Consider the following 22,520-nt stretch of genomic DNA (forward strand, 5'->3'; position numbering starts at 1 on the left):
TGCTTTACTCCACAATCAGCTTATATCCTAAGCCTTTAACTGTTATTAAAGAAACAGGCTGCGATGGATTGAGTTCTATTTTTTCTCTGATACGACGTATATGTGCCATTAAAGAATTTTCATATCCAAAAGGATTAGCTCCCCATGTAGCTTCACATAACGCGTCAATTGTTACAATGCATCCAGCATTTCTATAAAGTGCAGAAAGTAAATCATATTCTTTGGCTGTGAGTTGAATATGTTCGTTATTTTTTATTACTTGGGCAGAGGAAAAATCAATCTGACTATTTTTCAGTTTAACAATGGGATTTTCGCTCTTGTAGCTTCGTCTTAAAATTGCCATAATGCGAAACGTTAGCTCTTTTGGAAGAAACGGCTTTACAATATAATCGTCTGCTCCTAAGTCAAATCCTTTAAACTTATCTTCATCTTCACCGCAAGCAGTAAGGAATAAAATAGGACAATCACTATATTGTTTTATCTGCTTCATTAGCTCAAACCCATTACCGTCGGGGAGCATAACATCAAGGATTGCTAATTCTGGACGTAATTTTTGTGTTGCCTCTACTGCATCTTTTATACTTTTTGCAGTCGTTATATTATAAAAACCGTATTCGTTTAATATGGACACAACCATATCTAGAAGTTCCTGCTCATCGTCAACAAGCAACAGATGCTTGTTCAATAAATAATCATTCAGATTCATGGAGAACCCCCTAACATATATTATGCCATGTGAATATTCATTTTTTGACCTCGCATAAAAATGTAAGGTAGATGTAAGGTGAAGAGAATGTTGTAGAAAGGTTGACGCAATATCATAAATCCTGAAAGGAGATATTGCCATGAACAATATTGTTACAACAGAACATTTAACAAAAAAATATAAGTCATTTATTGCTGTTAATGATGTTTCACTTCATATTCGCAAAGGTAGCATTTACGGCTTTCTTGGGCCAAATGGAGCTGGAAAATCTACAACAATGAAAATGCTCCTAGGGCTTACGGCTCCGACAAAAGGTGTATTTACAATCGACGGAAAGCAGTTTCCTGCCGACCGCATACCTATTTTGAAAGAAATAGGCTCGTTTATTGAATCACCATCTTTCTATGCAAATCTAACAGGTAGAGAAAATCTTGACATTATACGTCGCATTTTAGAACTACCTAAGAGTGCAGTTGATGACGCATTAGAATTAGTGGGTCTTTCTGAGTTTGGAGACCGTCTTGCAAAAAAATATTCGCTTGGCATGAAGCAAAGGCTTGGTCTTGCTGGAGCATTGCTTGGTAGGCCACCTATTTTGATTTTAGATGAGCCAACAAATGGACTCGATCCATCTGGCATACACGAAATCCGAAATCTGATTAAGTCGCTGCCAGATCTTTACGATTGCACGATTCTTATTTCTTCTCATATGCTATCCGAAATTGAGCTTATTGCAGATGATATTGGAATACTTAATCACGGACACTTGTTATTTGAAGGTAGTTTAGATGAACTACGACAGCATGCATTACGATCTGGTTTTGCTTCCGACAATTTGGAAGATATGTTCCTATCCATGATTGATGAAGACAATAAGATCAGGAAGCAGAGTGCAAGACTATGAAAACGCTTGTAATCGAACTAAAAAAATGCAAGAGAACTGGTTTTATAGCTCTTATGATTGCTATTGGCGTTATGGGAGCAGCGTACGCTTTTGTGAATTTTATTGTACGAAAAAATACATTATTAAATCTGCCTTTAGCTCCTATGGATATTCTTCTTACACAGCTTTACGGCATGATTATAGTGTTAAACATGTTCGGCATAATAGTCGCCGCATGCATTATCTACAACATGGAATTTAAGGGAAATGCAGTAAAAAAGATGCATATGCTGCCTATGAGTGTTCCTGCTATGTACCTATGCAAATTTATGCTGCTGACTGTTCTATTACTAATCGCTATTTGCATACAAAATTTAGCACTTGCAAAAATCGGTGTAACAGATTTGCCACAAGGCACGTTTAATGTAAGTACTCTTATATCTTTTGCTGCATATTCATTTATTACGTCAATGCCTGTATTGTCCTTTATGATTTTTGTATCATCACGATTTGAAAACATGTGGGTAACGCTTGGAATTGGTGTAGCAGGATTTTTAAACGGCATGGCATTGGCTTCTTCAGACATTGTGCTTTTTATGGCATCACCTTTTATCGTTATGTTAAAACCAGCAGTTGCCATGAGCGCGCAACCTAATACTACGGTCGTAATCGTATCCATAGTTGAAACACTTCTGTTTTTATGTTCTGGATTGTGGGCGGCTAAGAACCTGCACTATGAATAAGGAAATTATGAAAATGAGATTTTTTGAACTTTTTAGAATCGAATTTAAGAAAGTAAAGCGTAGTAAAATTATTCCTTTGATTTTTATTGCGCCATTACTTGTGGTTGGATCTGGTGTAGCAAGCCTTCATAGCTACTTCACTCCAGAATATACACACGCATGGGCTGCTATGTTTATTCAAAGCGCATTAGTCTACTCATATTATCTGCTTCCGCTTAGTATGATTGTTATTTGCGTGATGATTGCAGGACGAGAAACAAGCAATAACGGAATACTAAAAATGCTGGCACTGCCTGTTAGCAGATACGCGATTTCTGCTGCAAAATTTTGCGTACTGCTATTTTATTTGCTTATGGAAATGGTCGTATTTTTTGCTGTATTCGTTATAGCAGGATTGTTTGCAACCAGTAGCACAGGAGTTACAGAAACGCTCCCAATTATTTATCTACTAAAATGGTGTTTAGATCTGTTTTTGACTATGATTCCAAGCGTAATAGTCATGTGGGCGATTACTGTGCTTTTTGAAAAGTCAATGTTATCCGTTGGATTAAATATACTTCTTGTAATTCCTGGCGTATTAATAGCAAATACTCCACTTTGGATAGTTTATCCTTATTGTTACAGCGGATATATGGTTTCCCGCTCTCTACATGCAGTTACATCAACAGGATTAGGAAACGGATTTAATCTTATACCATTTTTGCCATGTGCAATTGCAATATCTGTGTTTGTATTTTTGATTGCAATAACACAATTTGGCAAAAAAGAGATGAGATAACAAGGGGTACTAAATAACAATGCAGTGAGATAACAAATGAAACGAAATAACAAATGCAGATGTGACTTGCAAAATCGCATATAAGGTTTTAGCTATACACAAAACGCGTAAAACGTTCAAAAAGCTCAAAACGCAGTATGGAAACAAATAGAACAAAAACAAACAAAAAAGCTTTCGGTTTTGAATGCCCCTAGTAGCAAACAAAACCGAAAGCAACACATTCAACACTCAAAACCCCCACACGCACAACAAACGCCAACATAAATCAGAGATAAAAATGTTCTTGCTTCTATTAGGGTGGCGATTGACGCTAGTCCGCAGTTGCGTAGTAAAAAGAAGCTTATTGAAGGGTTTATTGCGCAGCTTAACGAAAAAGAGCTTCGAGAGCTTGCGGATTATAGCAATGGCGCTGCGGCGATTGCGCGCGCTGAAAAGAAAAGTCGCATTGTAGAAAGTATGAGAAACATGTTTAATGAGTTTGTTGGGCTTATTGGCTTTTCTCAATACGATTCGCAAAAAGATTGATAATTATCATTATCAATATCATTTTTGTAATATTTGCGTGTTTTTTGCGTCTAACTATATCAATCTACTTGATATATCGATATTATGTTCATGGGGTTACTTGCGAAGCGACTTTAAACAGAATAAAAACGGAAATACAAACCGTGCAAAAGCCGCCAAAAAATTTGAACGATTAAAACTAAACGAAAATAGAAAAATTGTGTGCGCTCAATGGGGGGATAGAGCCAAAGGAGATATGGAGACATTATGCGCGAGTGTGCAAAAGCGCGCCAGAAAGTTGCGAGCGCATCGGCATTTTTGTTATCAATATGCATTTTAATAAGTTGTGCAATGGGAGTAGTCGGATTAGTAGGATTAGTTGGCGAGCCAACCATAGCCTACGCAACTGACGCTGACAAAACTTACAACAGTTGGTCAGAAGTTTCTTCAGCAGTTACAAGCCAAATAGAACAAGGTAAAGACGAATACAATAGTGCAAACATGGCAGGCGCTGCAACCAGATTCCAAGCTGCATACAACTCGGTATACGTAGCATCAAACTTCATAACCGTTGTTCGAGACACAATTGGTCAAGATAAGGTGCAGTCGCAAAGTGACCAGTTCCAGCAACTGCAAACTTTGGTATATCAACAAAATCAAAGCGCACAGATTAGTGAAGTGGCATCTACTCTGGAAAGAGATATTGCGCAAACCGCTTCTCAACTCGATGCAAACACTCAGCTAGATAAGCCGAATGTTTACGCAGCCAAGTTGCGCGCGCAAATCGCAAAAGAGCGTAAAAAGCTCGATGCAGCAAAAAAGAAAAATCTCGGGCGAAATGGCAGAACTTGGAGCCAAGTTGCGCGAGAAATGAATGTTATACTCGACAAATCTGCATCAACATATAAAGCAGCAAAAGGAAACAAGCAAGAAGTTGCCAAAGCTGTTGATTTAGTCAACGAAGCCTACTACCAATATTACGAAAAGCTCGGTTTTGAGAAGAACGTTATGAACGCAATAAGCGGCAGCCGAGTAAGCACTGTTGAATACCAGTTCAAAGAGTGCAGGCAGGCTATGAACAATGGCAAAACATTTGAGCAAACAAAAAAGTTCGTGACCGATCTTAAGTCAATGCTTATTGAAGATGCGGCAAAACTAGACGGCGGAGCGGCATCTAACTCCAATCCGTTTATGCAATTTATAACAAGCTCCTTTGGTCAGGCTTTTATAATCTTGTTGCGCGAAGGGTTGGAAGCGCTGCTGGTTGTGGCTGCAATAATCGCGTATTTGATTAAATCTGGGCACAAGAGCATGGTTAAGTACATTTACATGGGGCTTGTTGCAGGAATCATAGCTTCGCTCATTGTTGCTGCGCTATTTGGATTGTTGTTTAACGGTTCTGGTCCGCAGCAAGAAATCACTGAAGGTGTTGTAGCTCTGTTTGCAATGCTTATGCTGCTGTACACAAGCAATTGGATGATTTCAAGATCTTCTGTGCAAGCTTGGAACGAGTATATTCGCAACCAAACGACGGCAGCAGTTTCTAAAGGAAGCCTGATTTCTCTAGCGCTGCTAAGCTTCTTAGCAGTGTTTCGCGAAGGTGCAGAAACTGTAATCTTCTACCAGGCGATTTTTGCCGTATCAAGTGGAGCAGACTCCATGATCTGGGGCGGATTTGTATCCGCAGCCGCTGTTTTGGTTGTAATCTTCCTGCTAATTCGCTTCGCATCCGTTCGCATACCAATTCGCCCATTCTTTACAGGAACCAGCGCTCTAATGTGTATCCTAGTGGTGATTTTTGCTGGCGGAGGTGTGCACGCGCTCATAGAGGGTGATGCGCTCGCTGGAGTTTATATTCAAGGCTTGCCAACTAACGATTGGCTTGGATTCTATCCGTACGTTGAAACGATTTCGGCGCAAGTCGTAGCTGCAATCGTGGTTATTGCACTGCTATGCGTGTCTATTTTGCGCACACACAAGTCGCAAGCAACCGTTCGCGGATAAGTCAAAACTAAAAATCAAAACTAAAAATCAAGCAATAATAAACAAATAATTAACTAACAGAAAAGGTTAGATATGAAGAACAAAAAGATGATGGCAATTGCAGCCTTAGCGCTGGCAGGAATGCTAACACTCACTGGTTGCGGTGCAAACGGAAACGCGGCAAAATCTGCTGCAAAGCCACAAGCATCTGAGCAGAAGGCCGACGATAAGGGCGGAGACAAGGGCTTTGAAGAGGTTCCAGTTGGACCTAACCAAGACCAGAACATTGGCCCGCTTACGATTGGCGCCGTGTACTTCCAGCCAGTTGACATGGTTCCAGCAGGCATGGGCTTAAAGGCAAGCGAGGCAAGCTTCCACCTTGAGGCAGATATTCACGCAAACAAGGAAGGTACAAAGCTTGGCTACGGCAAGGGCGAGTTTATTCCAGATTTGACTGTGAATTATCAAATTATTGATAAGTCGAGTGGTGAAGCCGTTGTAAAGGGAACGTTTATGCAAATGAACGCTTCCGACGGCCCACACTACGGCGCAAATGTTAAGCTCGATAAGGCTGGAAACTACAAGTTAGTGCTTTCTGTTGAATCGCCAGAAAAGAAGGGTTGGATGCTTCACGTAGATCCTGCTACGGGCGTGACTGGCCGATTCTGGACTGAGCCAATTACCGCTACATTTGACGATTGGAAGTACACTCCACGTCAGTGGTAGTTTTGCAGTGGTAGTTTTTGCGAATAAAAACAACAAATAAATAATGCATAATGCATAAATAATGCATAAATAAAAAACAAAAAATCATGTAAACAGCAAAGGAGGGAGACATGCTCAGGCTGTTCGTTACAGTACTTCCAGGGCTGCTCCCTCTTGCGCTGGTTACAATGGGATTAAGCGCCACGCTAAGCGTTGGCGAGGGGCGAGATAAGCCAATCAGCTCTCGCTGGCGACTTTTCGGCTTGATTTTTGGAACAGTTGCGGCGCTTGTTTTTGCATTTTTGCGCGCAAGCGTGGTGATTAATCAGCGCAATTTTGTGAATCTTCCAGCGCTCTGCATTGCAGTTCCGCTAGACGTTGCCACAATCGCTTGTGTTGGCGCATCTGGCAAAACGGTTGCAAAATGGCGCAAAAATCCGCTGCCTTTGCACATAAGTAATGCAATTGGCGCGCTTTGCCTAGCGTTTACAGTGTTTTACGCGCTTCCAGACGTGATTTTGCAGCTTACGATTTTCGTTGACTCCAGCACGCCTCCGTTTACTTCCGATATGCTTCTTCGCGCGCTAGGGTTTATTCTTGGCGCGGCTGCTGCGATTTGCATAAGTCTTATGGTGCGATCTTTGCGCACAACCGCGAGTATTGGCGCCTTTAGAATCGCAATTATTCTAAGCTTAATAATCTTACTAATTCAGCATTTAACATCCCTGCTGCAAATTATGCAAGGAAGTATTTTGCTGTATATAGACGATTTTTCGTTTAGCATTCTTGTTTGGCTTATAAACAACGCTCCGCTTATGATTATGGCGCAAATTTGCGTGTTTTTGATTCCTGCATTCGCCTCTCTTGTAATTGGTTTTAAGACGCCTGTAGTTGGAGAAAATTCTGCACAAATCCGCGCAAAGCGAGCGTTTAAGCGCAAGTCTAGAAGGTCCGCGCTCGCAGCGCTAATGGCTGCAATCGTAGTAATACTTACGCTTACAGTTGGCGTATCTGTTATGAATATTAAGCCAACGCTTACGCCGCCAGAACCGTACGAGTTGCATGATGGCGTAGCAACAATCAACTTTGTGCAAATTAGCGATGGTCACTTGCATCGATTCCAATACAAAGCTAAAGATGGCACTGTTATGCGCTTTATAATAATCAAGAAAAATGGTGGAGCGTATGGCGTGGGCTTGGACGCTTGCGAAAATTGCGGAGACGCAGGCTACTACGAAAAAGACGGCAAGATAATATGCCGAAAATGCGATGTTGCAATAAATTTGGCGACTATTGGTTTTAAGGGCGGATGCAACCCGATTCCATTCCCATACAAGGCTGGTGGCGGAAAAATTACCATTCACACAGCCGATTTAGACGTGCTTAGCTCGCACTTTAAGTAGGAGTGCTTGCAAATGTTTATGATTCGAATGGTTGCGCGATCTCTTGCAAGGCAGATTAAAAAGCGAGTTCTTATAGCGATTGTTGTGTGCTTGAGTGCGTGTGTAAGCGTTGCAATGCTTAGTGTTGTTTACGATGTTGGAGACAAAATTAACGCGGAGCTTAGCTCTTACGGATCCAATATTATTGTTCAGCCTAAGTCGAATGCTGTTGTGAACGACTTGTATGCGTCTCGCACAAAGTCAGGCTATAGTAATTCGCAAACTTTGCAAACTTTGGCGGATGCTGAAAGTCAAGAATCTACCGCTTTTTTGAAGGAATCAGATGCTGCAAAAATCAAAATGATTTTTTGGGCGTTTAACATAACGAATTTTGCACCAAAACTAACGATTTACGCAAATCTTAAAGCAAATTCTTCTGCTGAATCTGCTAATTCTGCTAATTCAGTAGTCCCGATTGTTGGCACGTGGTTTAATCGCAAGCTTGCGCTCGCTTCTGGAGAGACAACAGTTGTTGGTGTGCAAGGAATGAGGTCTTGGTGGAAGATGCTTGAAGGCAGATTCCCGCGCGATTTTAAGCACGAGGCCGCTGTTGGCACAAATCTTGCTAAAAGTCATAATCTAAAAGTTGGTCAGCGAATAAAACTAGATCGTTCTAGCAGGCAAATCTCACTTAAAATTGTTGGCATCTACGATTCTGGAGATAGCGATAACAACGCGATTTACGCGGATTCCAGCCAGGCACAGCGTCTTGCAAACAAGCCAAATATGGTTGAGGCGATTGAAGTTAAAGCATTGACTACGCCAGAAAACGATTTAGCGCGTAAAGCGGCGAAGAATCCAGCGGCTCTTAGCCAAGAAGAGTGGGAGACTTGGTATTGCACAGCTTACCCTAGCTCGATTACTTACCAAATTGAAGAAGTGATTCCAGGAGCTGTTGCAAAGCAAGTACGGCAAGTTTCGGCTATGCAAGGTAGCGTGCTTAACAAGACGCGCGCTGTGATGGTGCTTATGACGGCGCTTAGCTTGGTTGCGGCAGCTGTTGCGGTTGCAAATCTTATGGCGGCTGCGATTTCGGAGCGCTCGGGGGAGCTTGCGCTGCTCAAGGCGCTGGGTGCGCGCGATGGCGCTGTTGCTCGGCTAATGCTTATGGAAACAGCGGTTATTGCGTGCGTTGGTGCGATTATTGGCATGATTGCAGGCTTTGGCGTTGCGCAAGTGATTGGATTTAGCGTGTTTGGTTCTGCGATTTCGCTTCGACCAATGGTGTTTGTGCTGGTGTTTGTGCTTCTTGCGATTACTGTTCTTGCTGCCGCTGGCTCTTCTATTCGCTCTATTTTGCATGTGCGTCCTGCGGAGGTGCTTCATGGGCGTTAAATCTGGTTCGGGTATGACTTCTAATAGCGCAATGTTTGCAACTATGCTTTTTGGCGCGGTTTTTCGCCGAAAGTCGCGTGCGCTTATGGCAGTAGTTGCCACTCTTGTTGGTGCCGCTACGCTATTTTGCTTGGCTGCAATCTGCATTGTTGTTCCTCAACAAATGAGTGACGAAATGCGCACGTACGGAGCGAATATTATTGTGACACCGCTTGCAGGCGAGTGGAAAAATGGCATTGATCGCGCAATGGTTTTGCACACTAACGACATGGTTCTTGCAAAAGGTGCTATGCGATATGCTACCTACCGTTACGAAAATGTGCGCATTAATGCGGCTCCGTACGTGCTTGCTGGAGTGGATGTTTCCGCTGTTAAGTCGCTTAATAAGCATTGGAACGTGGACGGCGCTTGGCCTAGCAGCGGCAACATTATGGTTGGGCGAGATGTTGCTTCGGCTATGGGCTTGAAGATTGGTTCGCGCATTGCAATCGCGTATCGCGCTGGCGATAATTCCCCAGATTCGCACAAGCCCGCGCAAAAATCGCAAGGTAATCAAGAAGGTAATCAAACAGATAAATCTTCCTCAAAAAAGCTTGTTGAAGGCAGAGTTTCCACAGATATTATGGATACTCACGGCACAACTTTCCGCGTTTGCGGCATTTTAGATACAGGAGACGCCGAAGATTCCATGCTTTACGCAACTAACGCGGATTTGCGTGTGCTTACAGGCGTTAAGCGCGGTGCGGACGTGATTGCTTACTCGTCTTCTGCGCCGAACGTAGATGCTGTTGTGCGCAGCATTAACGATATGACTTCTATGCGTGTTCGTGCGCAACAAGTTACTAAAGTTACAGCGGCAGATACTGGCATTATTGCTATGCTTCGCAGCCTATTTTGGATTGTTTCGCTGGTTGTTCTTGCGTTGATGATGGTTGGCGTAAGCACTACGATTTCTTCGATTGTGCAGCAGCGCCGAAACGAGATTGGCTTGCGCAAAGCTTTGGGTGCGAGCGCTAAAAGCATTGGCATTGAGTTCACTGCAGAATCTGGGCTTTATGGCTTTATTGGTGGAATCGCTGGTACGGCGGTAGGGTATGGATTTGCGCGATTGCTTGCGTCAATGGTGTTTGCGCGAGATTTGAGCGTGAATTGGTGGCTGGTGGCGTTTTCTATTGTGTTTAGCGTTGCAGCGTCTTGCGTTGCTGCTTTGCCGCCTGTTTTGCGCGCTTCAAAAATCGACCCTGCGATTGTGCTTCGAGAAGAATAGCTTTTATAGTGATTTTAGAATGATTTTAGAATGTTTTTAGAGTGTTTAGTTAAGGATTTTAGTTAAGGATTTAATATGGCAGAGAATGTAGAAAATAGGCAGGAAAATACAGATTCCAAGCCAGAAATGCTGTTGACTTTGGACCACGTTTCCAAGATTTACGGCTCTCTTCGCGCTGTTGACGATTTGTCGCTTACTGTGCCGCAAGGCGAGTGGCTTTCGATTGTTGGCTCGAGCGGCTCTGGCAAAACTACGCTAATGAACATTATTGGGTGCATGGATTCGCCGTCTAAAGGCTCTGTTGCTTTGCAAGGCCGCAAACTCGAGGATTTGAACGCGGGCCAGCTTGCAGACGTTCGCAAAAACGTAATCGGTCTTGTGTTTCAAAAGTTTTATCTTGTGCCACATTTAACAGCCGTAGAAAACGTGATGGTTGCGCAATACTATCATTCAGTTGTAGATGAATCGCAAGCAATGGAAGCCTTGGAACGCGTGGGATTAAAGGACCGTGCGCATCATTTACCAAGCCAGCTTTCTGGCGGTGAGCAGCAGCGCGTGTGCGTTGCGCGTGCTCTTATTAACTGCCCGAAGTTACTTCTTGCGGACGAGCCGACTGGTAATTTGGACGAAAAGAATGAGCAGATTGTACTCGACTTGTTTAAGCAGCTTCATTCCCAGGGCACTACGATTATTGTTGTAACGCACGATTCTTTGGTTGCTCAATGCGCGGATCGTGAAATTATGCTCAACCACGGTGTGCTTGTTGGGGAGCGTTGGAATAATGAGGTTGCGCGCAAAGAGTACGAGGCGATTGGTGGCAAGCCTGCGTTTACGAGTGCACATGTTGATGAAAGCGTTGCGCAATCTTTGCAAAATCATGAGCCTACTAAGTCGCCTAAATTAGCGAATTTAAATGATTAGTTGCGTATAGTTTTAATTTAAGATTTAAAGGCGATGACTTATGATTTTAGACAATATGTTTCACAATGTTTCACACTGCAACAATTTGCGTGATGATTTGAAGTCTAAAAAAATTGCAAAAACGGTTGCTGCGATTGCGGTTTTGGCTAGCTCAAGTGCTTTTCTTGCATCTTGCGGTGAGCCGAGCGCTGTTCCAATGAATGATGAGTTTGCAGGAAACTCTGGTCAAAGCGAAAACGATAGTGGCAATGCTTCGAAGTCTTACGATTCTGGCGCTCAACAATCGCACGCTTCTGCACAAAGTGAGGATTCACAAAATCAGCAAAATCAGCAAAATTCGCCTAAAACAGACACTGGCAATTACAAAGATGGCGATTACAAAATCAAAGCTAAGTATGGGCCAGTTGCAGAAGATAGCATTGACGTGAATTTAAGCGTTGCAAATGGAAATATTAGCAGTGTGCAAATAACGTCTCATCCGTTTACGCCAATCTCCAAAAAACACATGAGCGCTTTCAGTGAGGCTATTCCAGGAAAAATCGTTGGAAAACCGTTAAAAGATTTGCATATTTCGGTTGTTGCTGGAGCAAGTTGGACTAGTGATGCCTTCAACAAAGCGCTTGACGTTGCTCGCCAAGAGGCTTCAATTCAATCCGCAAAATAATCTTGAACTACCTTAATCTTTGACTTCAAAAATAGTGCCTTCGTTGCGAATCATTGTTGCCATCATGACTCCGAGTGATGCCATAAATGGAATAATAGCATTACTGTATTCGTGCATGAACTGTACAAAATCATGATTACAAGATATAAGCGCAACGCACAAAATAAGGAATTCGACTACTGTAAATATTGCCCACTTAAGAATCCAAATAAGCGTTTCTTTAATAAGTTTTATATAGTCCTTGCTCATGAGTTGTTTCCCTTCCAATTTGCTGTTTTGTTTGTGAGCATTATAGCTAATTCATGTACATTGCTTATCGTTCGTATGCGTTTTGTATTTCTAGTATAAATGTTGCAATCCCTCGAGCAATACGATGTACTCAAAACTCAGTACTCAATATTGCGCGGAAAATGTTTGTAATTAGACTTAAAGCAACGCACAAATATATTGAAAATATGTGTTGCGAATATAAGTTGTGAATATGTTACAAATACAAGGAGATACAAACATGAGTAGCGCAAATATGGGTAGTGTAAGCATGAGTGATTTTGGCATAAACTCTTGGCAGCCGGAAGATAACGTAAACAAAATAGGAAATGTTAGTGAAAATAGCATTAATCAAATTCAAAAGCAGGAAGATAACTTTGCGGAAAATAGTAGCGAAGAGCTTTCACAAGATGAAATTGATGAATTAGCTAAGCAATTAGAAGAATTCTTTACAAAATATATTGTGCTAGAAAATGGCTCTTTTGTTGTAAAAGAGGATGCTATTATTGCAGACGGTTATGGCGATCACATAGAATATTTTCGCAATGCTGCAAAAGGATTAAATCTTTCAATGGAAGATCAGCAATAAGCTTAAATCCTTAAAGTCTTAAATCTTTAAAAATCGCTTTCATCAATAGGGTGACCTTGTGGGCGCTTTATTACTCGCCACAAAATCACCAATGTTAAAACGCCATTTGCAATTCCGTAGTAATAAATCCAAGGAACGTGAATAAGCCCACAAATAAAGCATGAAATAATATTTATTAAATTATTTGAGTAATTGTTGATTATTTGCTTATTTTGTGATTCGACTTTTTTGCGCTCTCGCTCAAGAGTAATTATGTAATCTTTGTTGTTCTCTGTATTCTCAACATCACTACTTATGCTGTTAGCGCCCGCGCCGCTAAACTTAGATATATTATTTTCTATATACGCATTTTTTGCTTTAATAACGCTGTTGAGCAAGAAAAAATATGCACAAGAATACATTGCAACAGAAAGAAGTCCTAGAACAAGCCACAAAGCGAAAAGGTCAAAGCTACGCATAAAAGCAGCTGCTGAGGCGAACGCCATCGCAGCTACTTCTGCGGAGTGCAATACTACTAGTCGTTTTGTCATATAATCCTGCTGCAATCATTATTGAAAATGAATTTTCAACGCAACCAAAAGTCACATATTGTTACTTATTATAATCACATTTGATTTACATGCATTACTTGTAATCATTTATTACTACACGATTTGCTCTACTTTGCGCATGCTTATAAAGTAGAATATAAGAAAAGTAGCATAAGATTGCAAGAAAGCCATTATGCAAAAAACGTATGCAATAGTAGATAACGACCCATTAGTTTTAGCGGTTATGCGAAACGTGCTCAGCAAGCTTTTGCCAAGCGAGTACGCGTGCAAATGGTGCGTAAAATCAGGCGTGCAAGCTTTGAAATATTGCCAAGTAGCAAAAACTACTCCAGATTATATTCTGATAGATATGTCAATGAAAGACATGTCTGGAGTAGACGTAATACGCGCAATTCGCGAGAAAAACAACAGCATTATTTTAATTGGCATGACTTCTTACGATTGTAGATCCTACGCTTCGATGGTTTCGCAAGTTGGCGGGCAAGCGATGGTTGCTAAAGACAATTTCAAAGGTCTAGCAGAAGCTTTGCAATATTGTAATAATCAGCAGGTGTATGGCTGCCGTTGTGTTAAAGACGTTGCTTACGATTTTGCTACACCGCAAGAATCTTTTATTAGGCTTTCTAAATCAAGATTGCGTAGCGTTTTGCCGCCTCAAGAACTAAAAATTATGGATCTGCTCGCTAAAGGCTACACAACGAATCAGATTGCGGCTCAACTTGGTCTTATGCCAAACACTATTAACACGCATATTCATAGAATTTACAAAAAATTGCATGTTTCTAACCGAGTGCAAGCAATATCCGCATTTGCTGCAATGCAAAATCGTGAGCAAAATAGCAATATGCAATATTTTAATGATTCGCCGCAGAATCATCAGAATTTTTTGCAAGAAACGGATAGCGCATGTTAATGAAAACATTTTCGCGCGTTATTGAGTTGGTTAGAAGCTGGAAAATTCAGCGAACTTTATTCATAATATTGGCGATTCTTGTAGTGTCAATGGATGTGCAATCTTGCAATACAGCTGGTTTGTGGCATAACCCGCAGCAATCTGTGTGCCAATACGTTTGGATGTTTGCAATATTTCTTTTGATTGCTTTTTCACGTCAAATATCCCTCGTAACTCCGATTTTGTATTGCGTAACGTTAGCAGTACCAGGCGTAAATGCAACTTGCTTTCTTTTTTCATTGATCGCTAGCATGTTTGTTGCAGGCTTTTACGATTCGTGGAAGTATTTGCTTTGTGCGTACATAGTTTCGCTGAATATTATGTACTTTGCAAAAATGGCGTACATTCCGCTTACTTTTCCTTGTTTTATTCTTATTTCCATGATTTGCGGTTACGTTTTGCGCAAGTATTTGAACATGTTGGAAGAAAATAATCGCGCAAAAATGGATATTGTACGCAGTGAGTTCCAGTCTTATATTGCGTCTGTTGCGTTGCAATTGCACGACGATGTGAACAATGAGATTACGGATATTACATTGCTTGCGACTGATGCTTTGTATGCCGAGAAAAGTGATCATACAAAAGAGTCGCTAGAGCAGATTGTTGAGCATTCTCGTAATGCGCTTTCTAAAACGCGACTTGTTATTAATCTACTTGAGCAAGCTGAGCATAAGTATGATGATTCTTTAGATTCAAATATTGCTAGTATTGCTGGCACGCAGTTTATTTATGGTTCTAATGGTAATAATTGCATGACTTTGGCTGATTTTCTATGCAATATTCGCGCGCGCTTACAGGCTGAACGTAAGATTTGTGAGCAGCTTGGGTACTATGGCTCTCTAACAGTGCTTGATAAAAGTTCGGGGAGTGGTGATTTTACTGCATCTGCAACTATTAGTACTGAAAAGGCTCAATGTGCTATTCGCATGTGCAGCGAGTTGCTTACTAATATTCGTAAGCATTGCAATACTAGCGTTGATTTTTCTATGAATGTTATGGTTGATGAGCGCGAATGCAAAATAATGTGCATGAATTCGATTTCAATGTTGAACAAGTTTGGCGAAAGGCTTGTTTTTGGCAAAGGGCTACTGTTTCATAAAAAATCTGTGGAACGCTTAGGCGGATCTTTAAACGCGCAAAAAGATGATGATACTTGGCTGGTCAATGTTGTTATTCCGCTAAACTAACATCACTCAAATCATGCGTTATCGTGGCAAAAACTGCAAATCTAACAGAATCTGCCACGATAACTCCATAAGTACGCCTCTATTTAAAAATAATTCCAAAACGGAAATATTCTTAAATATTGATTGTTGGAAACATACAAACTGCTAATAGTAAAAGTTTTTTTTTAAAAGTTTTCTAAAAGCACTATCGTTAAAAATAGGTACGCCTATTTGTGTAGATAAAATCTGCACGTTAGTATGTTGATAATTTACAAAACAAGAATCACGAGGAGGTGCTTATTATGACTAATCCTTTGCGCGGTATACGAGAAGAGGATATTGTTAAGTACTTTAAAGATCACAATCTTTCAGTTGATAAGACGTATGTATTTACAATGAAATACGACCCTTGGTGGAAAGATTTAATCAAACTATTTTTGTTACCTAAATTATTCTATGTAGCGCAAGGCGTTAATGCGCGTATTATTGCTGCCACTAATAATGAGTTTATTATTGTTAATCCGAATGTCATTTTAGGCTCGGGTAATCTAGCTAAATTAGACAATAAGCATCTTCGTCGTATTGCGTGGAATCAACTCACTAATTTTGAAGTTATAAATAAGCCAACAACTCAAATAATTCGTTTTACTGCAAATGGCAAAACTGAAGAATGGGGTGTACCAACGGAAAGTGCTAGCGTATGGCACTTTAATGTGTACAATCTTGATAATTTGAGAAAAACAATACAATCGCACATCTCTTGATAATCGGATTCCAAAACAAGATACCATATATTGTATGAACACCACTTACGCAATTGTTGATAATGACACGCTTGTATTGCGATATATGCAACTTCTTCTAAAAAGTCGTTTGCCTGAAAATTTTGTTTGTGCATGGATGTGTTCTTCTGCAAAACAAGCTATTCATCGTTGCATTACAGAAAATACTCCTGACATACTTTTAGTAGATATGTCAATGAGAGAAATGAGTGGCGTTGATGTAATTAAAGCAATTCGCGAGCGCAATAGCAATATTGTTTTAATTGGCATTACTTCCTACATGTTAGATGAATACGTATTGCAAGTTGCTAAGTCGGGTGGTCAAGCGTTAATACATAAAGACAATTTATCAGACGTAGTTGCAGCTATCCAATCGCGCGCAACAAGCTACGGGTGTCCAGAATTGCCACAATATATTGACTATTTTCACACTCCGCAAGAATCATTTAATATGATTTCTCAACTTCCGAAGACTTCAGTTTTGTCTCCTCAAGAATCGGAAATTATGCGCTTGTGCAAACAGGGATTTTCTACGAAAGAGATTGCAGATCAGCTTAATGTGAAAGTTTCAACAGTCAACACGCATTTACGGCGTATTTATGGAAAACTTCAAGTTAAAAGTCGCATGCAGGCGCTTGCTGCGCTCGCAAAATACTCGCATGACATATAACGTGTAAGAAATTAATGTGTAAAAGTAGGTAGTTATGAAATTATTAACGCGTATGATCAATTTTTTGCCGCATGATGCTTGGCAGAAAATTGGAATTGGTGCAATCATAAGTTGTACTTTGATTCTTGAAATTTGTTCCTATAATAATCTTCATTACTACTCTAATTGGCATGCAATTACAGTTGAAATAGTATGGATTGTAATCTGCTTATGCATTGCAATATGGCCACGTAAAGCATCTTTTATTGTGCTCATTTGGATGCCGTTGGTAATTGTTGCACCCAATATCAACTATTCATCTATGATGCTTACCATATTGATTTGTTTGGCAATTGCTGTAATTACTCAACCTTGGTACACCGTGCTTGCTTCTTGCGGAGTTTCTTCATGGTTCTTTATTATCTGCGATTTTCAAAACGCTTATGTGTTGGGGTGGTGGCTTCTTATCACTCTTATTTCTAGCGCAATCGTAAAATACTATATTTCTACTATTCACCAGCAACAGGAACAGTTATTTGCGCAACGTTACAACGTTTTTCAAAAATATGCCACTATTGCGGCAATTCGCATGCACGATGAAGTAACTAATGAGCTTTCCAGTATTATGATGATGGCCCAACAATCTATTGAACCTCAAACGACTCATGACCAAGAGCATGAAAATTCACGAGAGATTCTTCAATGTGCTACTACAACTATTCATAAAGCACGCAATATCATTTCTTTTCTTGACAATGCTACAACTGCAAGCACTGGTGATGTTATGCAATCTACTACATGTTATAAAGATTTTTGCACAGGCTTACGTGTTTTATTTGACTGTGAACAAAAGTCATTTGAAAAGCTTGGCTATATTGGTTCCATTGACTTGAGTAGTGATTTAACTGCTGAAGATTCTCGATCAATGCGTTTGCCTTTTGAAGAATGTGCTCAAATTGAATATATTTGCCGAGAACTACTCGCAAACGTAAAAAAGCATGCTGCAAAACCTAAAGAATATGCTATGAATGTAATGCTTAATGACCATGAATGTCATATTACGTGTATAAATAGTGCGCAACGCGGTATTCTTGCTAACTTGCAATTAGGATATGGACTGCGTTTTCATAAGATGCTTGCGGAACGAGTTGGCGGAACTTTTAAAGTTATTGAAGATGACGATTCGTGGATTATTAATGTACACGTTCCGCTTCATGTAGAGAAATAGCCATTGTGCAAAAATAAATTATTGTGCTTTCTTGCGATTTAATCGAGTATTTGGACGCGCCTTTGCGCAGCAAACGCAAATAAGAAGTTAATCTGCGATGCAGAATGGTGTTTCGTTGCTATGTTATAAGAGTTATCGTGGCAGTTTTTGCTAATTTTGCATTTTTTGCCATGATAACGCGTGATTGCGTTGATTATATTGCAAAATAATATAATTTAAATTATTATAATTACGATTATAATAATCGCGATTATATTAAATAGAGCGTATATTCGGCAGTAATAAGATGCGCTGAAAAATATTGCAATTATTGGCGTAACGGCAGGTGGAATATGGTTTTTGTTGGCAGACAAGACGAGTTACAAGTACTTGAAAAATTATATGAGAACAGCAAACACTCGTTCCAGATGGCAATAGTTTATGGTCGAAGACGGATAGGAAAAACTTCGCTTATTTCACAATTCTGTAAAAATAAGCACGCAATACTTTTTACTGCTCGCGAGCAAACTAATATCGAGAATTTGCGTGATTTTTCGCGCGTTGTGTACGACTTCTTCAATCTACCGTCAACTACAGGATCGTTTAATAATTGGAACGACGCTCTCGATTTTGTTGCGCAACAATCTAACGCCGTAGACCAGAATGCTCCTAAATCTCCACTTATTCTAGTTTTCGACGAATTTCCGTACGCAGCTCAAGCAGATAAATCCTTAGCGTCAACATTCCAAGTCGCAATAGATCATAAATTTAAAAACGCGAACATGACTCTTATTTTGTGCGGCAGTAACGAAGGATTCATGGAAAGTGAAGTGCTTGGCAAAAAGAGTCCGCTTTATGGAAGACGTACCGCACAGATTCGCTTGCAACCATTTAATCTTTTTGAAGCATCTGAGCTTATGCCAAATAATGCTACTTGGGAAGATAAAATCAACTATTTTGCATCCCTTGGAGGAACACCATACTATATAGAGCAGTTAGATAATAAGTCTTCGTTTGCGGAAAATCTTGAGCAATTATGCTTTAACATTTCGGGAATTTTGTACGCTGAACCAGACATGCTCATGCGTCAAGAATTGCGTGATCCTTCAACATACAATAGTGTGCTAAATGCCCTTGCTACAGGATGCAATACTCCGACTTTAATATCGGATCGCATTGGATTGCCAGCTACATCAGTGAACGTGTATTTGAAAACACTAGAAGGACTTGGATTAATTGAAAGAAATATTCCATTTGGCATGAATCCACTTCATTGCAAAAAAGGATTATGGCAGATTTGTGACCCATTTTTTGCGTATTGGTATAGGTTTGTAGCGCCTAATAAAGGATTGATCGAACGCGGACTTTCACACGCTGCCGCAAGTAGCATTCTTGGCGGCGAGCATGAAGCGTTTAGTACTTTTGTAGGTCAACAGTTTGAGAAAATGTGCGAACAGTGGATTGTGCGCCAATGCAAAGTTGGAGGAATGGACTTTTTACCAACTAAGTTAGGTAAATGGTGGGGTTCTGATCCTATTGCTCGTGAGCAAACCGATATTGATATTGTTGCAGAAGACGATATTAACAAGCAGCTTCTTATTGCAGAATGTAAGTGGCGTAATAATCTTAACGAAGCCGAATCGGTGAGCAAGTTGTTGCAGCGCGCAACTTTAGTTGAGAATGCAAAAAATAGCGATTATAAGAAAATATTTATGCTGTTTACAAAGTATCCAACTTCTTACAATCCTCGTCATGCTAAAACAAGCATCAACTTTGTTGACGCACAAACAATGTTTTTTAACTGATTACGCGACAATAGTTACGACCATATCGCGCAGCCGAAATCACGCGTTATCGTGGCAGTTTTTGCTAGATTTGCAATTTTGCCACGATAACGCGTATAAAATAGCAACGAAACAGAATTTTGCATCACAGATTAACCGCTTACTTGCATCTTCTGTGCAAAGCTTCGTCCAAATACTCGATTAAAACGCATCCTTAACATTTCTTGTTGACGCAACAAACAAGTAAATCTATCATGTTAGTGGGAGGCACATTGCCCCCCCCCCGACAAATAAGTTGGAGGTTTACGATGAAGAAAATTTCACGTATTGTATCGACAGTAGTACTAGCAGTTTCCATGGCATTGGTTCCATGTGCTACTGCATATTGGGATTGCAAATAATCTGTATGTATGAATAACTTATTATAGGGGTATGCGATGTCTCGATTATTGCGTTCATTGTCATGCGCACTTGTTCTTCTGCTTGCATTATTTGCATCGCTGTTAGGTTTGACAAAAATGAACGACTCCTTGGGTGATTGTATTGCTATATATCCACAAACGAGTCGCCTTTTTTCATTACGCGGTGTGACAGAAGACAAAGCTGATCAAATTTATGCATTACTCAAGAAGACTGTTGCTCAGCATAATGCTTTTGTGGTTCGTAATGATATGCGCTTGGCAGCGAGTGACGCTGGTGTAGATGGTTTTGAGCTTGGCATATTTGGCAATCCTCGAGGCAAAGAAGATTTGCTTACTTTGTCGTATCTCGGAACGCCGATTCTGACATCGCATGCCTTTACGCAATTATTGCACAGCGAAAGTAGCAAAACGCTTGGACTTGATATGGCAAAAGCAGATATGCTTGCTGATCTGCCCACTATTTCCATTGAGGGTTCGCGTTTAGTTGTTCGTCAATTAGATGCCCTCGTCAACAATAGTAAAACAAAGCTTGGTGATTACAGGATTGTGGGACTTTCCAATCGAGACTACCATGCATTAGTTACTCAAGCTGCTCGCATCGCTGGTACAACCTACCAAGATTTTCAACGTGGAAAATCTGGAATAGCACGATCCAATAGTTTTAATCAACTTACTTTTATTATTGTCTGCATTGTAACAGTGTTGCTTCTTGGCATTACGATAATCGCTGATGGGTATCTTTCGTATAGAACATTGGGAAGCTACTTGTTGCTGGGTTGGTCGCGTTCATCGTTTGCTTTGCGTCATCTTATGCCGATACTTGTTTCAGCACTCGCCGTATATCCTCTTGTTTGTATCGTGATGAGTTTATTTACTCACGGATTTATATGGAATATTCAATTGTTAATGCAGGCGCTGATTATAGCGTTGCCAGTTATTGCAGTTGTGTTGCTTCTCAGTGCATTAGTTATTTTGATGATTATTTCTGTGAAACCAGTAGATGCAATTCGTAATCGTATCACCAAACGCGGTATGCTTATTGCTCTTGCACTCGTTTATGCTATTGCATCAACATGCGTATTAGAAGGTGTGCATAGCATAGATGGGCCAATAGGCGAGTTGACGAAAAGTGTGGAAGTTGCTCGTATGTGGCATCCTGTATTAAACCAGAGAATTATGTATCACCACCTCGTAGGGCAAGATGGTGCTTCGGTATCTGGTCAATCGACGCAGTATGCCAAAGATGCTTTTGCATGGTATCGTTCTATTGAGGATAAGCCAGGAGTAAGGCTTATTTACACAAGTTTCTTTGATGCGGATATACTACAAGATTGGCGCAATGGTAGCGTATATAAGCATGTACCTTCTAAGCCATTCTGGTCGTTTGTGGCGTCGCCTAAGTACTTGCAAGATCAAGGGTTTACTGTAGATAACGAGGTCAAAAACCTTGCTCGTCAGGGTGTGCGCATCTACTTCATTCCCGACACGTATAATCCTCAAGAGCAGACTTCGATGAGGCGGTGGCTTCAAGAGTCAGACAACTTAACGTCTACTGATGTTTCGACCAAGTTTACTGCGCATCCACAATTCGCATTCCGCACGTATCATCCTTCTCGTGAGTGGTTTAACTGGTCTACAGATATTCATCATAAGGTTATGGTAAAAGATCCTATTATTTTTTATGCGACGAGTGATAATTTGAATGCGTCTGAAAGTGAATCATTACTTGCTGGCGGCCTTGACAATAGCTACATTAAATTGAATGATCAAGCAGCAGCCCGATATCTGAGCGACGCTTATACTGCACGGTATCATCTTGATGATAATCATCTTCAATTCTTACAAGTAGGAGAATGCATTGCAGGCTATCAAAAGACGATTATGCAGACGTTGCAATTGTTTGGTAGTGTAATTCTGCTTATTACTCTGCTTATGTTGATATTGCTTATAGCGATTATTGCTATGTTTGCAGCATGCTATCAAGAAAGTATTGCAGTGAAACGATTGCTTGGTTTTTCGCTATTACGCATATTCTCTATGCCATTCTTGCTTGTGGGACTCGTTCAAGGAGTACTTTTTGTTATTGCTTCGATTGAACGGACTCGTTCTGGCATGATATATGTGCTGATTTCGGCAATTATTGAACTCATATTATTAACGATACAAACATATTATTTGAGTAATAAACACATTACTTCTATGGTAAAGGAGTAGTCGATA

General features: G+C 40.5%; 22 protein-coding genes. 19 read left to right on the forward strand and 3 right to left on the reverse strand.

The window, feature by feature from the left end:
• Positions 1-4: 4 nt before the first annotated feature.
• Entirely contained in the window at positions 5-706 is a 702-nt protein-coding gene (locus tag HXT24_RS02080; protein ID WP_032837054.1) for a response regulator transcription factor, read from the reverse strand.
• Between the two features lie 139 nt (positions 707-845).
• Here HXT24_RS02080 and HXT24_RS02085 point away from each other — a divergent pair, with 139 nt between their 5' ends.
• The 11 genes from HXT24_RS02085 to HXT24_RS02135 all read left to right on the forward strand — a co-directional run bounded on the left by HXT24_RS02085 (position 846) and on the right by HXT24_RS02135 (position 11,931).
• Positions 846-1,610 (forward strand): ABC transporter ATP-binding protein, encoded by a 765-nt coding sequence (locus HXT24_RS02085; protein ID WP_422119529.1) that lies wholly within the window; start codon positions 846-848, stop codon positions 1,608-1,610.
• Positions 1,607-2,332 (forward strand): ABC transporter permease, encoded by a 726-nt coding sequence (locus HXT24_RS02090; RefSeq protein ID WP_422119530.1) that lies wholly within the window; start codon positions 1,607-1,609, stop codon positions 2,330-2,332. The genes HXT24_RS02085 and HXT24_RS02090 overlap by 4 nt, the downstream gene beginning before the upstream one ends.
• A 13-nt stretch (positions 2,333-2,345) precedes the next feature.
• Complete coding sequence (locus HXT24_RS02095; RefSeq protein WP_422119531.1) at positions 2,346-3,110, forward strand: ABC transporter permease; 765 nt, start codon at positions 2,346-2,348, stop codon at positions 3,108-3,110.
• Positions 3,111-3,407: 297 nt separating this feature from the next.
• Positions 3,408-3,635 (forward strand): hypothetical protein, encoded by a 228-nt coding sequence (locus HXT24_RS02100; protein WP_422119532.1) that lies wholly within the window; start codon positions 3,408-3,410, stop codon positions 3,633-3,635.
• A gap of 246 nt (positions 3,636-3,881) precedes the next feature.
• Entirely contained in the window at positions 3,882-5,618 is a 1,737-nt protein-coding gene (locus HXT24_RS02105; protein WP_422119533.1) for an FTR1 family iron permease, read from the forward strand.
• 72 nt (positions 5,619-5,690) lie between these two features.
• Positions 5,691-6,323 carry an iron transporter gene (locus HXT24_RS02110; protein WP_116692348.1) on the forward strand — a complete coding sequence of 211 codons (633 nt, stop codon included), beginning with the start codon at positions 5,691-5,693 and terminating at the stop codon, positions 6,321-6,323.
• Between the two features lie 110 nt (positions 6,324-6,433).
• Complete coding sequence (locus HXT24_RS02115; RefSeq protein ID WP_422114034.1) at positions 6,434-7,705, forward strand: Fe-S-containing protein; 1,272 nt, start codon at positions 6,434-6,436, stop codon at positions 7,703-7,705.
• 12 nt (positions 7,706-7,717) lie between these two features.
• Positions 7,718-9,079 carry an ABC transporter permease gene (locus HXT24_RS02120; RefSeq protein WP_422114035.1) on the forward strand — a complete coding sequence of 454 codons (1,362 nt, stop codon included), beginning with the start codon at positions 7,718-7,720 and terminating at the stop codon, positions 9,077-9,079.
• On the forward strand, positions 9,069-10,346 hold the full coding sequence (locus HXT24_RS02125) for an ABC transporter permease (RefSeq protein WP_422114036.1): 1,278 nt from the start codon (positions 9,069-9,071) through the stop codon (positions 10,344-10,346). Before HXT24_RS02120 ends, HXT24_RS02125 begins: the two co-directional genes overlap by 11 nt.
• A gap of 75 nt (positions 10,347-10,421) precedes the next feature.
• Complete coding sequence (locus tag HXT24_RS02130) at positions 10,422-11,267, forward strand: ABC transporter ATP-binding protein (protein WP_419397469.1); 846 nt, start codon at positions 10,422-10,424, stop codon at positions 11,265-11,267.
• 40 nt (positions 11,268-11,307) lie between these two features.
• Positions 11,308-11,931 carry an FMN-binding protein gene (locus HXT24_RS02135; RefSeq protein WP_422114037.1) on the forward strand — a complete coding sequence of 208 codons (624 nt, stop codon included), beginning with the start codon at positions 11,308-11,310 and terminating at the stop codon, positions 11,929-11,931.
• A 12-nt stretch (positions 11,932-11,943) separates the two neighbouring features.
• Here the strand turns inward: HXT24_RS02135 and HXT24_RS02140 are convergent, their stop codons facing one another.
• Entirely contained in the window at positions 11,944-12,180 is a 237-nt protein-coding gene (locus HXT24_RS02140) for a hypothetical protein (protein WP_165847558.1), read from the reverse strand.
• Positions 12,181-12,439: 259 nt separating this feature from the next.
• Between HXT24_RS02140 and HXT24_RS02145 the strand changes: the two genes are divergently transcribed.
• Complete coding sequence (locus HXT24_RS02145; protein WP_004131572.1) at positions 12,440-12,787, forward strand: hypothetical protein; 348 nt, start codon at positions 12,440-12,442, stop codon at positions 12,785-12,787.
• 26 nt (positions 12,788-12,813) lie between these two features.
• Here the strand turns inward: HXT24_RS02145 and HXT24_RS02150 are convergent, their stop codons facing one another.
• Positions 12,814-13,317, reverse strand: a complete 504-nt coding sequence (locus tag HXT24_RS02150) for a hypothetical protein (RefSeq protein WP_410312655.1) — start codon at positions 13,315-13,317, stop codon at positions 12,814-12,816.
• Positions 13,318-13,510: 193 nt separating this feature from the next.
• Here HXT24_RS02150 and HXT24_RS02155 point away from each other — a divergent pair, with 193 nt between their 5' ends.
• From HXT24_RS02155 to HXT24_RS02185, 7 genes are all read left to right on the forward strand, one after another.
• Entirely contained in the window at positions 13,511-14,251 is a 741-nt protein-coding gene (locus HXT24_RS02155) for a response regulator transcription factor (protein ID WP_422114038.1), read from the forward strand.
• On the forward strand, positions 14,245-15,477 hold the full coding sequence (locus HXT24_RS02160) for a histidine kinase (RefSeq protein ID WP_422119534.1): 1,233 nt from the start codon (positions 14,245-14,247) through the stop codon (positions 15,475-15,477). Before HXT24_RS02155 ends, HXT24_RS02160 begins: the two co-directional genes overlap by 7 nt.
• Positions 15,478-15,758: 281 nt before the next feature.
• The gene (locus HXT24_RS02165; RefSeq protein WP_014554328.1) at positions 15,759-16,220 is read left to right on the forward strand and encodes a hypothetical protein; all 462 of its coding nucleotides are present in this window, start codon (positions 15,759-15,761) and stop codon (positions 16,218-16,220) included.
• Between the two features lie 34 nt (positions 16,221-16,254).
• Complete coding sequence (locus HXT24_RS02170; RefSeq protein ID WP_014554329.1) at positions 16,255-16,908, forward strand: response regulator transcription factor; 654 nt, start codon at positions 16,255-16,257, stop codon at positions 16,906-16,908.
• A gap of 34 nt (positions 16,909-16,942) precedes the next feature.
• Positions 16,943-18,115 carry an exodeoxyribonuclease V gene (locus tag HXT24_RS02175; protein ID WP_422119535.1) on the forward strand — a complete coding sequence of 391 codons (1,173 nt, stop codon included), beginning with the start codon at positions 16,943-16,945 and terminating at the stop codon, positions 18,113-18,115.
• A gap of 332 nt (positions 18,116-18,447) precedes the next feature.
• Positions 18,448-19,899 carry an ATP-binding protein gene (locus tag HXT24_RS02180; protein ID WP_422119536.1) on the forward strand — a complete coding sequence of 484 codons (1,452 nt, stop codon included), beginning with the start codon at positions 18,448-18,450 and terminating at the stop codon, positions 19,897-19,899.
• A gap of 416 nt (positions 19,900-20,315) precedes the next feature.
• On the forward strand, positions 20,316-22,514 hold the full coding sequence (locus HXT24_RS02185; RefSeq protein ID WP_422119537.1) for a hypothetical protein: 2,199 nt from the start codon (positions 20,316-20,318) through the stop codon (positions 22,512-22,514).
• Positions 22,515-22,520 lie beyond the last annotated feature (6 nt).

The organism is Gardnerella sp. DNF00354 (assembly GCF_049262755.1).
Taxonomy (GTDB): domain Bacteria; phylum Actinomycetota; class Actinomycetes; order Actinomycetales; family Bifidobacteriaceae; genus Bifidobacterium; species Bifidobacterium vaginale.